10 protein-coding genes, 1 pseudogene and 1 riboswitch are annotated in these 14,586 nt (G+C 31.7%); all 11 genes and pseudogenes read left to right on the top strand.

Annotated features, from left to right (window positions below):
- The first annotated feature begins 18 nt into the window (after window positions 1-18).
- A complete protein-coding gene (locus CLAU_RS07620) occupies window positions 19-927 on the top strand; it encodes a DNA-3-methyladenine glycosylase family protein (protein WP_023162313.1) in 909 nt (302 codons plus the stop codon).
- 894 nt (window positions 928-1,821) lie between these two features.
- On the top strand, window positions 1,822-2,298 hold the full coding sequence (locus CLAU_RS07615) for an NADH-quinone oxidoreductase subunit NuoE family protein (protein ID WP_023162312.1): 477 nt from the start codon (window positions 1,822-1,824) through the stop codon (window positions 2,296-2,298).
- 1 nt (window position 2,299) lies between these two features.
- A complete protein-coding gene (gene nuoF / locus CLAU_RS07610) occupies window positions 2,300-4,174 on the top strand; it encodes an NADH-quinone oxidoreductase subunit NuoF (RefSeq protein ID WP_023162311.1) in 1,875 nt (624 codons plus the stop codon).
- A 4-nt stretch (window positions 4,175-4,178) separates the two neighbouring features.
- Window positions 4,179-5,858 carry a [FeFe] hydrogenase, group A gene (locus CLAU_RS07605; RefSeq protein WP_023162310.1) on the top strand — a complete coding sequence of 560 codons (1,680 nt, stop codon included), beginning with the start codon at window positions 4,179-4,181 and terminating at the stop codon, window positions 5,856-5,858.
- A 219-nt stretch (window positions 5,859-6,077) separates the two neighbouring features.
- Window positions 6,078-6,245: pseudogene (locus tag CLAU_RS21130) on the top strand (4Fe-4S dicluster domain-containing protein); the annotation flags it as partial.
- A 216-nt stretch (window positions 6,246-6,461) separates the two neighbouring features.
- Window positions 6,462-7,178, top strand: coding sequence for a TVP38/TMEM64 family protein (locus CLAU_RS07600; protein ID WP_023162308.1), 717 nt, complete (start codon window positions 6,462-6,464; stop codon window positions 7,176-7,178).
- Window positions 7,179-7,513: 335 nt separating this feature from the next.
- A complete protein-coding gene (gene groES / locus CLAU_RS07595) occupies window positions 7,514-7,798 on the top strand; it encodes a co-chaperone GroES (protein ID WP_013240324.1) in 285 nt (94 codons plus the stop codon).
- A gap of 58 nt (window positions 7,799-7,856) precedes the next feature.
- Window positions 7,857-9,491, top strand: coding sequence for a chaperonin GroEL (groL, locus tag CLAU_RS07590; RefSeq protein WP_023162307.1), 1,635 nt, complete (start codon window positions 7,857-7,859; stop codon window positions 9,489-9,491).
- 327 nt (window positions 9,492-9,818) lie between these two features.
- A riboswitch (purine riboswitch) is annotated at window positions 9,819-9,916 on the top strand.
- Window positions 9,917-10,025: 109 nt separating this feature from the next.
- Window positions 10,026-11,480 (top strand): IMP dehydrogenase, encoded by a 1,455-nt coding sequence (gene guaB / locus CLAU_RS07585; RefSeq protein ID WP_023162306.1) that lies wholly within the window; start codon window positions 10,026-10,028, stop codon window positions 11,478-11,480.
- 91 nt (window positions 11,481-11,571) lie between these two features.
- Window positions 11,572-13,104, top strand: a complete 1,533-nt coding sequence (gene guaA, locus CLAU_RS07580) for a glutamine-hydrolyzing GMP synthase (RefSeq protein ID WP_023162305.1) — start codon at window positions 11,572-11,574, stop codon at window positions 13,102-13,104.
- A gap of 272 nt (window positions 13,105-13,376) precedes the next feature.
- Entirely contained in the window at window positions 13,377-14,528 is a 1,152-nt protein-coding gene (locus CLAU_RS07575) for a methyl-accepting chemotaxis protein (RefSeq protein ID WP_023162304.1), read from the top strand.
- Window positions 14,529-14,586: the final 58 nt, after the last annotated feature.

The raw sequence follows: 14,586 nt of genomic DNA, 5'->3' as shown, positions 1-14,586 counted from the left end.
GAGAAAAGGAAGTATAATATGGATTTTAATTATGTAGAGGATTTTGAAAATGGGATTATAATAAAAAATGTTCGAAATTTTGAATTAGCCCATATATTTGAATGTGGGCAGTGTTTTAGATGGCATAGAGAAGAAAATGGCAACTATATAGGTGTGAGTTTTGGAAAAGTAATAGAGGTAGAAAAAAAGGGAGAGGATGTGATTTTATATAACACATCGCAGCAGGATTTTAAGAAAATTTGGGCAGATTATTTTGATTTGTATAGGGACTACAATGAAATAAAAAATATACTTAGTAAAGATCCTGTTTTAAAGAAAGCTATAGAATTTGGAGAAGGAATTAGATTATTAAAGCAGGATCCCTTTGAATTGATAGTTTCTTTTATAATATCTGCTAATAATAGAATCCCAATGATACAGAGGGCTATAAAAAATATAAGTAAAAAATGGGGAGAGCCTTTAGAATATAAAGATAAAATTTATTATAGTTTTCCTAAAATAGATAAATTAAAGGAAGCTACTTTAGAAGAACTTGCTTCTTGTGGAACTGGCTTTAGAAATAAATATATTAAAGATACTGTATCAAAGATTTATTATAATGGAACTAAAATTAAAGAAAATTACGATGAAAAATATGATATTAATTGGATTAAAGATCAAGAGGATGAGGTATGCCATAAAGAACTTCAAAAATTTATGGGTATAGGGCCTAAAGTATCAGATTGCATTATGCTTTTCTCTATGCAGAAATATTCTGCATTTCCTGTAGATGTATGGGTTAAGAGAGCTATGAATTATTTTTATTTGGCACCAGATGTATCACTAAAAAAGATAAGGGATTTTGGAATAAGCAAATTTGGCAAGTTGTCAGGATTTGCTCAGCAGTATTTATTTTATTATGCTAGAGAAAATAGCATCAAATTATAATAAATGTAATAAAAGTAATAATTTTAAAACTGTACTATTTTTTAAAATAGGCTGTTTAAATTTGTTAAAAAAACCATGCCCTTGCAAACAACTGATATATAAGGAAAGTATTATATTGTTCATAAAAAATGAAAAGTAGTTACATTTTATATCTAAAAGTGTTATAATTAAACAAACAAATTATAAAATGTGACAAAGGAAAACATAAGATAACAAATTTTGAAATTCACTTAAGATTAGAGTATTTGGTGCTAAAGGAATATGTTTCTTTAATAACACAAGATAGTTAATTACATAGTGAAAAATACAAAGGTTAATCTTTTAGGTAAAGTTACAATATCCTTTTGGATGAAAAAGTAAGAGGTTCTTCATATTAAGAATTTATAACAATTATTAGGTATGAAGTAATTCAGGCTAAGAAGGATATTGAATAAATGTTGCCTTTGCAGATGAACATTTTAAAACATATCAACATTTTTAAATTTTGAAAGTAAACGTTGCATTGATTACTATAATGATTTACTAAAAGATATATTACCTACTGCATTAAAAATTAATTTCATAATGATAAATTAATTTTTAATAATCGAACTAAAAAATGAAGCCTGCCAACAATTTATAAAATTGAAAATTCAAAAATAAAAGGAATAATTTTATCTACATTAAGCTCTATTGAGATGTATGCTATGGTTTATTTTATTATTTTATTTATTATAAATAAAATAATAAAGATTAAGCTGGCAGTATTTAAAGAAATAGCTTAAGAAGAATTACTATAATATTCAAATAAAGCTTTTGCAATGCGTAGAAATGTTGATAGAATTTAATTAAAAATTTATATTTATGCCTTTCCGAAAGTCACAACAATAATATTTATCATAAGGAGGGTGTACAATGAATAAGTCATTTGATTACAGTAAGTTAGATACTATATTGAAAAATCATGAATTTAAATCTAGCAATATTATTGCAATATTGCAGGACATCCAAGGAATATACAGGTATTTACCTAAGGAGATATTTCCGTATCTTTCAAAAAATCTTGGAGTTAGCAAAGCGAAGATATATGGTATAGCAACCTTTTATGAAAATTTTTCTTTAGAACCTAAAGGTAAATACGTAATAAAAGTATGTAATGGTACTGCTTGCCATGTAAGAGGATCTATACCTATATTGAATATACTAAGAAAGGAATTAAAGCTTTCAGATACTAAAACTACAACTGATGATTTAATGTTTTCTTTGGAAACGGTTTCTTGTCTTGGCGCTTGCGGACTAGCCCCTGCTATCACAATTAATGACAAGGTACATGGTTCTATGACTCCTGATAAAGCAATGGAACTTTTAAACTCACTTAAGGAGGAAAAATAGCATGTTTAGTAGTAGAAATGATTTGATTAATGCTAGAAAAATTTATAAAAATAGCCTTGAAATGCAAAGTAAGAAAATTCTCATATGTGGTGGTACTGGATGTGTTGCAGGTGGTTCATTAAAAATTTATGATGAATTTTTAAGATTGATGAAAGAAAAAGGAATAAATTGTACAGTAGAACTTGAAAAAGAGTCGCATGATAAATCAGTTGGACTTAAGAAAAGTGGATGCCATGGATTTTGTGAGATGGGACCTCTTGTAAGAGTTGAACCTTTCGGATACTTGTATATACAAGTAAAACCGGATGACTGTTTAGAAATTTTAGATAAAACTATACTTAATGATGAATGTGTTGAACGACTTGCATATAAAAAAGATGGACAAATATATAGGAAGCAGCAGGAAATTCCTTTTTATAAAAAACAAACAAGAGTTGCCCTTGAGCACTGTGGTCACATTGATGCAACTTCAATAAAAGAATGTATTGCCTTAGGAGGATATTCCTCATTTGAAAAAGCATTATTTGACATGGATTCGGATGAAGTTATTAAGCAAATAGATGAATCAAATTTAAGAGGACGTGGAGGCGGTGGATTTCCTACTGGCCGTAAATGGACTCAAGTAAAACGTCAAAAGACAGATATGAAATATATTGTATGTAATGGTGACGAAGGGGATCCAGGTGCATTCATGGATAGAAGCGTAATGGAAGGAGATCCTCATAGAGTACTTGAAGGAATGATGATTGCAGGTGTTGCTTGTGGTGCACAAGAGGGATATATTTATGTTCGTGCAGAATATCCTCTTGCTGTAGAGAGACTTTCTAATGCAATTGCACAAGCAAAAGAATACGGACTTTTGGGTAAAAATATTCTTGGAACAGGTTTTAACTTTGATATTAAAATTAATAAAGGAGCAGGTGCTTTTGTCTGTGGTGAAGGAAGTGCCCTTACAGCTTCTATTGAAGGAAAAAGAGGTATGCCAAGAGTAAAACCTCCAAGAACTGTTGAACATGGACTCTTTGGTAAGCCAACAGTACTTAATAACGTTGAAACTTTTGCAAATGTACCTGTAATTATTGCTAAAGGAGCAGACTGGTATAGAAACATTGGACCTGAAAACAGTCCTGGTACAAAAGCCTTTGCTTTAACAGGAAATATTGAAAATACAGGATTAATTGAAGTACCAATGGGTACAACCCTAAGAGAAGTAATATTTGATATTGGTGGAGGAATAAGAAACGGTAAAAAATTTAAGGCTGTACAAATAGGAGGGCCATCTGGCGGATGTCTTACAAGTAAAGATCTTGATTTGCCACTGGATTTTGATTCACTTAAAAAAGTAGGAGCCATGATAGGTTCTGGCGGACTTGTAGTTATGGATGAAGATACATGTATGGTTGATACTGCAAAATTTTTCATGAACTTTACACGAAATGAATCCTGTGGAAAATGTGTTCCTTGCCGTGAAGGAACTAAGAGAATGCTTGAAATCCTTGAGGGCATAGTTGAAGGCAAAGGTAAAATAGAAGACATAGATATGTTATTAGAGCTAGCAGATACTATATCTTCAACAGCACTATGCGGACTTGGGAAATCGGCTCCATCACCAGTTGTTAGTACTATTAAGAATTTCCGTGATGAATATGAAACTCACATAGTTGATAAAAAATGCCCATCAAAAACATGTACTAAGCTTAGAACAATATATATAGATAAGACAATTTGTAAAGGATGCTCAAAATGTTCAAGAGCTTGTCCTGTCGGAGCAATTTCAGGAACAATCAAGAAGCCATTTACAATTGATCAAAATAAATGTATAAAATGTGGAACCTGTGTTGATACTTGTGCATTTAAAGCTGTAAAGGAGGATTAATAGAATGAGTGGACAATTTATGATTATAGATAATATTCCTGTAGAGATAAATGGTGAAAAAAATATTCTTGAACTAATTAGAAAAGCTGGCATTGATTTACCTACATTTTGCTATCATTCGGAGCTTTCAGTTTATGGTGCATGCCGTATGTGCATGGTTGAAGATAAACGCGGCCGTATGCAAGCTGCATGTTCTACTCCTCCTCAAGCTGGTATAGAAATATATACAAATACTCCAAGACTTAGAAAATACAGAAAAAACATTCTTGAGTTGTTACTCGCAAATCATTGCAGAGATTGTACAACTTGTGAAAAAAATGAGCATTGCAAACTACAAGATTTAGCAAAGCGTTTTAAAATAAAGAAAGTAAGATTTAAAAATACTTCTATAAATAAAAAAATTGATAATTCATCAGTATGCATTGTAAGAAATAGGAGTAAATGTATCTTATGCGGTGACTGTGTAAGAGTGTGTGAAGAAGTACAAAATGTTGGAGCTATTGATTTTGTTAAAAGAGGTTCTAATATGACTGTAACTACTGCATTTGATGAACCTATAGCAAATTCGAATTGTGTTGGATGTGGTCAATGTGCGGCAGTATGCCCTACTGGTGCTATTGTAGTAAAGGATGATACAGCTGAATTATGGGAAGCACTTAGTGATAAGAATACAAAGGTTGTAGCTCAAATTGCGCCCGCTGTAAGAGTTGGTCTTAATGAGGAATTAGGTGAGGAAAACGGCGAAAACGAAATGGGTAAAATAGTAGCTGCACTTAGAAGAATGGGATTTGATGAAGTTTTTGATACTTCAACGGCAGCAGATCTTACAGTTTTGGAAGAAACAGCAGAATTTACTTCAAGACTTGAAAAAAATGAAAGTTTACCATTGTTTACATCCTGTTGTTCTGCATGGGTAAATTATGTAGAGAATACACATCCAGAGTTAATGAAATATGTTTCTACTTGCAAATCACCTATGGAAATGTTTGCTTCTGTACTTAAGGAGTACTATAAAAATAGTGATAAAAAAATTGTAGTTGTAGCAGTTATGCCTTGTACAGCTAAAAAATATGAAGCAAAACGAGAAGAATTTTCAAAAAATGGTGTACCTGATGTAGATTATGTAATAACTACACAGGAGCTTATAAGTATGATAAGACAAGCAGGAATTGTATTTCCTGAATTAGAGCCTGAAGCAGTTGATATGCCATTTGATCTTAGCAGTGGAGCTGGAGTTATATTTGGAGTAACAGGTGGTGTTACAGAGGCTGTTATACGTAAAGTTTTAGCTGATAAATCAAATGCTGCATTACGTGCAATTGTGTTTAATGGTGTTAGGGGCATGGAAGGTACTAAAGAAGCTAGCATTACTGTTGGTGATCGTGAAATAAAAATAGCAATAGTAAGCGGTCTTAGAAATGCAGAAAATCTTATACAGAAAATACAATCTGGTGAATCAAAATATGATTTCGTTGAAGTTATGGCATGTCCAGGTGGATGCATTTCTGGTGGTGGACAACCATTTGAAAAACTTGAAGGAAAGCTAAAACGTAGTGCTGGAATATATCAATCAGATAAAATGAGCACTATAAAACGTACAGCTGACAATCCGCTTATGAAATCACTGTATTCAGGATTGTTAAAAGGTAAAAACCACGAACTATTACATGTAAACCGCAAATAGAATAGATAATAGCTCGCAGGTTTAAAAATAAAAGGGACTCTCCATGGGCTAAAAAAGGGAGAATCCCTTTTTTAGTTTAAAATATTATTCCTATATATAAATATCGTGTGACAGAGGCTTGCAGGGGATGCATCCAACACAAATGTATGGAAGTATGTCCGGCAAAAGCAATATCAAAGGTAGATGGAAGGGCTCATATAAATCAAGATATTTGTAAAGATAGAGGGAATGATGTGTGAAGGTGGATGTATTGGAGGACCGGCTACTATGATTTCTTCTATGAAAGCTAGAGGCCAATTGATTAAATTTAGTAAACAATCTGATAAAAAATCCGTGCTTTCTAATGAAAAACTTGAAAAATTTAGAGATGTAGATCTTGAAAGATAAACTATAGGGTTTCTAAGCAAAAAATCAACTTTTACTATTCATTCTTAATTATTAACTTAAAAATATACCTACGCATAAGTTGATTCTTAAGTTAGAATAACATATGGTTAATTAAAATTTAATAAATTATACAAAAAACTGTGGTAAGATTTAAAGTATATAACAAAATGAATTGAACATAATTAATATTAATTACATTAAATTAGGTGGTATGGATTGAAAAGATTAAAAAGAACTTTAAAAAAATATAAATCTTATATAGTGTTAGCAATTATATTGTTTATATTAATTGCAGTTGCATATGAATATTACAATAAATATATGTATATATTTAGAGATCCAAATAAAATAAAGAATTGGATTATGTCCTATGGCAAATATGGGGTAGTAGTATTTTTATTTGTCCAATTTTTGCAGGTAGTTGCTTTTTTTATACCAGGGGAGATTGTCCAAATTGCAGGAGGATATATATATGGAACGTTGTTTGGAAGTATCATATCAATCTTGGGCATAACTTTTGGCAGCATAGCAGCCTATAGTATATCGAGAATTTATGGGAAACCGCTTATAAACAAAATAATATCTGACAAGGATTTAAAGTTTTTTCATAGAATATTGAATTTAGGCAGTATAAACTTTATAGTGTTTCTATTATATTTGATTCCAGGAATACCTAAAGATGTTCTGGCTTATATATGTGGAATATCAAACATTAGGTTTAAACACTTTATACTTTATTCAACTTTAGGAAGGTTGCCTGGAGTAATTATTTCAGCTTATTTTGGATCAAAAATATATACTGGAAATAAAATGGTGCTTATATTAATAGGAATCATAATGACACTTTTATTTATAATAGGCGTGTTAAAAGGCGAAAAGATAATAGTTAAGATAACAAAAAATAGAACTTCAGAAAGCGATAAACAACTTTAATTGGATTGTTTATCGCTTTTTTAATAAATTTTAAATATTTTGTATATATAAAGCCTAATTGGAAGATAATAATAGGTATGGCTTTACATATAAACAATTTACATATTAAGATATATATGAAATTAATAGTAATAAGGCGAAATAACTATATAATTAAAGTATAATCAATATTTTTACTGTAAAATAGGCTAATAACTGGTAAATTTAAATTTGAAAATATAAATACTATTCACTATTATAATAATTGTATTAGCACTCATAATTAATGAGTGCTAACAATAAAAGCTAAAAATTAATTTTAAATACATTTAAAATATTTTTAAGGAGGGGTTTAGATGAAAATTAGACCACTTGGAGACAGAGTTGTAATTAAAAAATTAGAAGCTGAGGAAACTACGAAGAGCGGTATTGTTTTACCAGGAAGTGCTAAAGAAAAACCACAAGAAGCAGAAGTTGTGGCAGTAGGAATTGGTGGAACAGTAGATGGAAAAGAAGTTAAAATGGAAGTAAAAGTAGGAGATAAGGTATTATTCTCCAAATATGCTGGAAATGAAGTAAAAATAGATGCACAAGAGTACACTATTTTAAAACAGGACGACATATTAGCTATAATCGAGTAGTTAATTGAAAAAGAAAAATAAGTATCTATATAACGGTTAGTTGTAAGGAGGGTTTTTTATGGCAAAAAGTATTTTATTTGGTGAAGATGCAAGAAAATCAATGCAAGAAGGTGTAAATAAGCTAGCAAATGCAGTAAAGGTTACACTTGGACCTAAGGGAAGAAATGTAGTACTTGATAAGAAATTTGGTTCACCGCTTATTACAAATGACGGTGTTACAATAGCAAAGGAAATAGAATTAGAAGATCCATATGAAAACATGGGAGCACAACTTGTAAAAGAAGTTGCTACAAAGACAAATGATGTAGCTGGAGATGGAACAACTACAGCTACTTTACTTGCTCAAGCAATAATAAGAGAAGGATTAAAAAATGTTACAGCTGGAGCAAATCCAATGCTTATAAGACAAGGTATAAAGATGGCTGTAGATAAAGCTGTAGAAGAAATAAAAAAAGTTTCAACAACTGTAAAGGGAAAAGAAGATATAGCAAGAATTGCAGCTATATCAGCTTCTGATGAAGAAATAGGTAAATTAATAGCTGATGCCATGGAAAAGGTAGGTAACGAAGGTGTCATAACTGTTGAAGAGTCAAAAACTATGGGAACTGAGTTAGATGTAGTTGAAGGTATGCAGTTTGACAGAGGTTATTTAAGTCCATATATGGTTACTGATTCAGAAAAAATGGAAGCTGCAATAGAAGATCCATATATATTAATAACAGACAAGAAGATATCAAATATTCAAGATATATTACCATTACTTGAGAAAATAGTTCAACAAGGAAAGAAGTTACTTATAATAGCTGAAGATGTAGAAGGAGAAGCACTTGCAACTTTAGTTGTAAATAAGTTAAGAGGAACATTTACTTGTGTAGCAGTAAAGGCACCTGGATTTGGTGACAGAAGAAAAGAAATGCTTCAGGATATAGCAATACTTACTGGAGGACAGGTAATATCAGAAGAATTGGGAAGAGACTTAAAAGAAGCTGAATTAGAGGATTTAGGAAGAGCTGAATCTGTAAAGATAGATAAAGAAAATACTACTATAGTAAATGGACGAGGAGATAAGAAAGCTATAGCAGATAGAGTATCCCAGATTAAGGTTCAAATAGAAGAAACTACTTCAGATTTTGATAAAGAAAAACTTCAAGAAAGACTTGCAAAACTTGCAGGTGGAGTAGCTGTAGTAAAAGTTGGAGCAGCAACTGAAACTGAATTAAAAGAGAAAAAATTAAGAATAGAAGATGCTTTAGCAGCTACAAAAGCAGGTGTTGAAGAAGGTATGGGACCAGGAGGCGGAACTGCTTATATAAATGCAATTCCAGAAGTTGAAAAATTAACTTCAGATGTACCGGATGTAAAAGTTGGTATAGACATAATAAGAAAAGCATTGGAAGAACCAGTTAGACAAATAGCAAGCAATGCTGGTGTTGAAGGTTCAGTAATAATCCAAAAAGTTAGAAATAGTGAAATTGGTGTTGGATACGATGCATTAAAAGGCGAATATGTAAACATGGTAGAAAAGGGTATAGTAGACCCAACTAAGGTTACAAGATCAGCACTTCAAAATGCAGCATCCGTAGCAGCTACATTCTTAACTACAGAAGCAGCAGTTGCAGATATTCCAGAAAAAGCACCTGCAGGTCCAGCAGCAGGAGCACCAGGAATGGGCGGAATGGAAGGAATGTACTAATTCAAAAGTAAATATAAGAAAAAGTTTACAACCCCGTATTACTTTAATGCGGGGTTTAAGCTTTATTATGGTATTATAATTAGAAAGCTATTTTAATGTATATATAGGATATCTAAAGGGGAATCTATAATTTATCCTGATTCATATTGTGTCAGTTATTATATTAATACTGATTTTTACTATATTTTCAATAAATAGGATAATTAGATGCTATTTAGGCTCATTTTAAACATATTAGTAACTTTTCATTGACAAAAACAAAAAAATTGAATAAAATAGTGTAAATAGTTATTAAAATAGATAGAAATTCATTAAAATTTGTAAAAAGTGAATATCTTTTATCCAGCTCATATATACCCTCAATAAGGCAGGGAGTATCTACCGGAAGCCGTAAATTTCTGACTATGAGCGGAATTATTATGGTACAAGTCATACTAATTTCGCATATATGTGAATTTAATATGGCTTTTTTATTAAATTATATCAAAAACAATTAGTTAATAACATATTATTATAATTTAGGAGTGATTTTAATTGGCAAAAATTTTAAAAGAAGCATATACTTTCGATGATGTACTTTTAGTACCAAACAAATCAGAGGTTTTACCTAGGGAAGTTTCTCTAGCTACTAATCTAACTAAGACTATAAAATTAAACATACCTCTTATGAGTGCAGGAATGGATACCGTTACTGATTCAAAAATGGCTATTGCCATGGCAAGAGAAGGCGGCATAGGTATAATACACAAAAATATGACTATAGAAGAACAGGCTATGGAAGTGGATAAGGTAAAAAGACAGGAGAATGGAGTAATAACAGATCCTTTCTACCTTTCACCAGATAACAGCATAAATGATGCTATGAGTCTTATGAGTAAATATAGAATATCTGGAGTACCTATAACTGTAGATGGAAAATTAGTTGGTATAATTACTAATAGAGATATAGTATTTGAAACGAATTATGATAAGAAGATTTCCGAGGTTATGACAAGAGAAAAACTAATAACAGCTCCAGAAGATACTACTATAGAAGAAGCTAAAGAAATATTAAAAACAAGTAAAATAGAAAAGTTACCTTTAGTAGATAAGGATAATAATTTAAGAGGGCTTATAACCATAAAAGATATAGAAAAAGTAAAGAGATTCCCAAACAGCGCTAAAGATTCTAGAGGAAGGCTTTTATGCGGTGCTTCTGTAGGAGTTACCAAAGATATGATGGAGAGAGTAAGTGCCCTTGTGAAAGTTGGAGTTGATGTTTTAAATGTTGATACAGCTCATGGACACTCTAAAGGAGTTTTGGATGCAGTAAAAATTATAAAAGAAAAATATCCAGAAGTACAGGTTATTGCAGGAAATATTGCAACAGCAGAAGCTGCTAGAGATTTAATTGAGGCTGGTGCAGACGCAATAAAAGTAGGTATTGGACCTGGATCCATATGTACTACTAGAGTAATATCAGGAGTAGGAGTCCCACAGCTTACTGCAGTAATGGACTGTGTAGAAGAAGCTAATAAATACGGTATACCAGCTATTGCAGATGGAGGAATAAAATATTCAGGAGATATAGTAAAGGCACTAGCTGCTGGAGCAAAAGTAGTTATGATGGGATCAATGTTTGCAGGATGTGAGGAAGCACCAGGTGAAACTGAAATATATAAGGGAAGAAGTTATAAAGTTTACAGAGGAATGGGATCTCTAAGTGCTATGGCTTGTGGTAGTAAAGATAGATACTTTCAGGAAGGAAATAAAAAATTAGTTCCAGAAGGTGTAGAAGGCAGGGTTCCTTATAAAGGATCTGTAGCAGATACTGTATTCCAACTTTTAGGAGGAATACGCTCAGGAATGGGGTATTTAGGATCACCTACTTTAAAGGATTTGTATGAAAAAGCTACTTTTGTAGTTCAATCTTCAGCAGGACTTAGAGAAAGTCATCCACATGATATTTCCATGACTAAAGAAGCTCCAAATTACAGTGTTAGACAGTAAAAATTGTAGTCCAATAGAAGTTTTTATAATATAATTGTATTTGTAATGTTTAATATAAAATGATTTTCTATAATTGGTTAGGAGGAAGTTCATGGAAAAAGAGATGGTCGTTGTAGTTGATTTTGGCGGACAATATAATCAACTCATAGCAAGAAGAGTTAGAGAAAATAATGTATACTGCGAAATACTTCCCTATACTTGCTCTATAGATAAGATAAAGGAAAAAAGTCCTAATGGAATAATATTTACAGGTGGACCAAATAGCGTATATGGTGAAAATGCTCCTAGAATAAGTGAAGAGATATTTAAATTGGGAGTACCTATTTTAGGTATATGCTATGGACATCAACTTATATGCAATATATTGGGTGGAAAAGTTAAAAGTGCAGAAGTAAGGGAATACGGAAAGACAAAGATAGAACTTGATACAGATAGTGCTTTATTTTCTAATATAGATAAAAATCAAATCTCATGGATGAGTCATACAGATGTTGTATCAGAACCTCCAAAAGGATTTAAAGTAATAGCAAAGACCAATGGATGTCCTGTTGCAGCAATAGAAAACACTGATAAAAAAATATATGGAGTTCAATTCCATCCTGAAGTTGAACACACACCTTTTGGAAGAGAAATGCTTTCTAACTTTTTATTTAAGGTATGTAATTTAAAGGGAGATTGGTCTATGTCTTCCTTTGCAGATGAAAAGATAAAGTTAATAAGGGAAAAAGTAGGAAATAAGAAAGTAATATGTGCCATGTCCGGTGGAGTTGATTCTTCTGTGGCAGCAGTACTTGTACATAAGGCTGTAGGAAAGCAGCTTACCTGTATATTTGTAGACCATGGTCTTTTGAGAAAAGACGAAGGTGATCAGGTAGAACATGTATTTAAAAAGCAATTTGATATGAATTTTATAAGAGTAAATGCCAAAGATAGGTTTTTAGGAAAATTAAAAGGTGTATCGGACCCTGAGAAGAAGAGAAAGATAATAGGAGAAGAGTTTATAAGGGTATTTGAAGAAGAAGCTAAAAAACTAGGAGATATAAGTTTCTTAGTTCAAGGTACTATATACCCGGATGTAGTTGAGAGTGGTCTTGGAACCTCTGCAACTATAAAGAGCCATCATAATGTAGGCGGACTTCCAGAAGACATGGATTTTAAGCTTATAGAACCTCTTAGAGAGTTGTTTAAAGATGAAGTTAGAGCTGTGGGAGAAAAGCTTGGAATACCTCATAAATTGGTTTGGAGACAGCCTTTCCCAGGACCTGGTCTTGCTATAAGAGTACTTGGAGAAATTACTGAAGAAAAACTTACAATAACAAGAGAGGCAGATGCTATATTTAGAGAAGAAATAGCAAATGCAGGACTGGATGAAAAGATATGGCAGTATTTTGCTTGCCTTCCTAATATACGTTCTGTTGGAGTAATGGGCGATGAAAGAACATACTGCTACACAGTTGCACTGAGGGCTGTAGTATCCAGTGATGCCATGACTTCAGATTGGGCAAGAATACCTTATGATGTTTTGGATAAAGTAAGTAGAAGGATAGTTAATGAAGTTAAAGGAGTAAACAGAATAGTTTACGATGTAACTTCTAAACCACCTGCTACTATTGAATGGGAATAAAACATATATATTTAAATTTAATATTAGTAAAAATGGAGTGCTGTAGAAATACTTTTTAAAGTAGTTTTGCAGCACTTTATTTTTATATATGGAAAAATTTGACTAGAGAGGCAAAACAAATTAAGCATTAATAAGGCACATTACTAATTGATACAATTGAATTTTTATAATATACTGAAAATATATTATTATTTAAATTACGACAAAATAAACAATTATAACTTAAATTAAGCTATAGATTTACAAATATTTCATAAAGGAAGGGATTTATTATGATTTCTATAAACATGCTGGAACAGTTAAAAGCTATATTAGAATTGCAATTAGAAATGATACCTGGTGGAGTGTTATATTTAATTATTGAAGGAGAGACATTTACATGGAGAAAAGCATCAAAACAATTTGATTTGGATATGTTTAAGATTGGTGATAAATTAAATTCAAACAGTGTAGTAGGTAGGGCAATGAAAGAAAATAGAACATTGATGGAAAATGTTCCAAGATCCCTTTATGGGGTAAGATTAAAGACAGTTGCAGAACCTTTAGTTGATGAAAGTGGAAAAGTTGTTGGAGCACTTTCAATTGTATTCCCTAGGCTTCATCCTGTAGCAAGATCCTTTAATAATTTTGCGCCTGTTTTATCTGAAATGTTTCCAGAAGGAGTTTTTATCTATATGACTGATTTATACAAAGTAGCATACAGACAAGCCTCAAAACAGTTTGATATGCCTACTGTAACTGTAGGATATAAATTAGTAGAAGGCGACATTGCAAAAGAGGTTATAGATAAGAAAAAGCAAGTTACACTAGAACTTGATAGTTCAAAGTATGGAGTCCCTACTTTAGTTACATGTTTACCATTGTTCGATGAAGAAAATTCAAATGAAATTGTGGCCACATTAGGAATAGTGATTCCAAAAAAGGTTGCAGGTGATCTAAGAGATATGTCTGCTAATCTTGAAAGTGGTATTTCTGGAATCGCTTCTGCAATTGAACAGTTATCTGTATCTGCAACAAACATACACTCAAATGAAATGGATCTTAATAACGGTATTAAGGAAGTAATAAATTTGTCCGAAGAAATTAATAAAGTATCAGTATTTATAAAAAATATTGCTGATGAAACAAATATGCTTGGCTTGAATGCTGCCATAGAGTCAGCTAGAGCAGGAGAAAGCGGAAAAGGCTTTGAAGTTGTTGCACAGCAGATAAGAAAATTATCTAAACAATCAAAAGATACAGTTCCACAAATTAAGAAATTAACCGATAGCATCAAACAGAAAGTTGATGAAACTCGTGAAAAAAGCCAGGGTTCTCTAGCAGAAAGTCAAGAACAAGCTTCTGCTACAGAAGAAATTACGGCGAGTATACAAGAATTAAGTTCTATGTCATCAGAATTAAATAAAATTGCACATAAATTGTAAAGGATATTATAAAAGTGTATTTAAGAGTGTATCATAACAGTATATGGTTGTGATACAC

It is taken from the genome of Clostridium autoethanogenum DSM 10061 (assembly GCF_001484725.1).
GTDB lineage: Bacteria > Bacillota > Clostridia > Clostridiales > Clostridiaceae > Clostridium_B > Clostridium_B ljungdahlii.
This window is presented reverse-complemented; position numbering and strand designations above follow the sequence as displayed.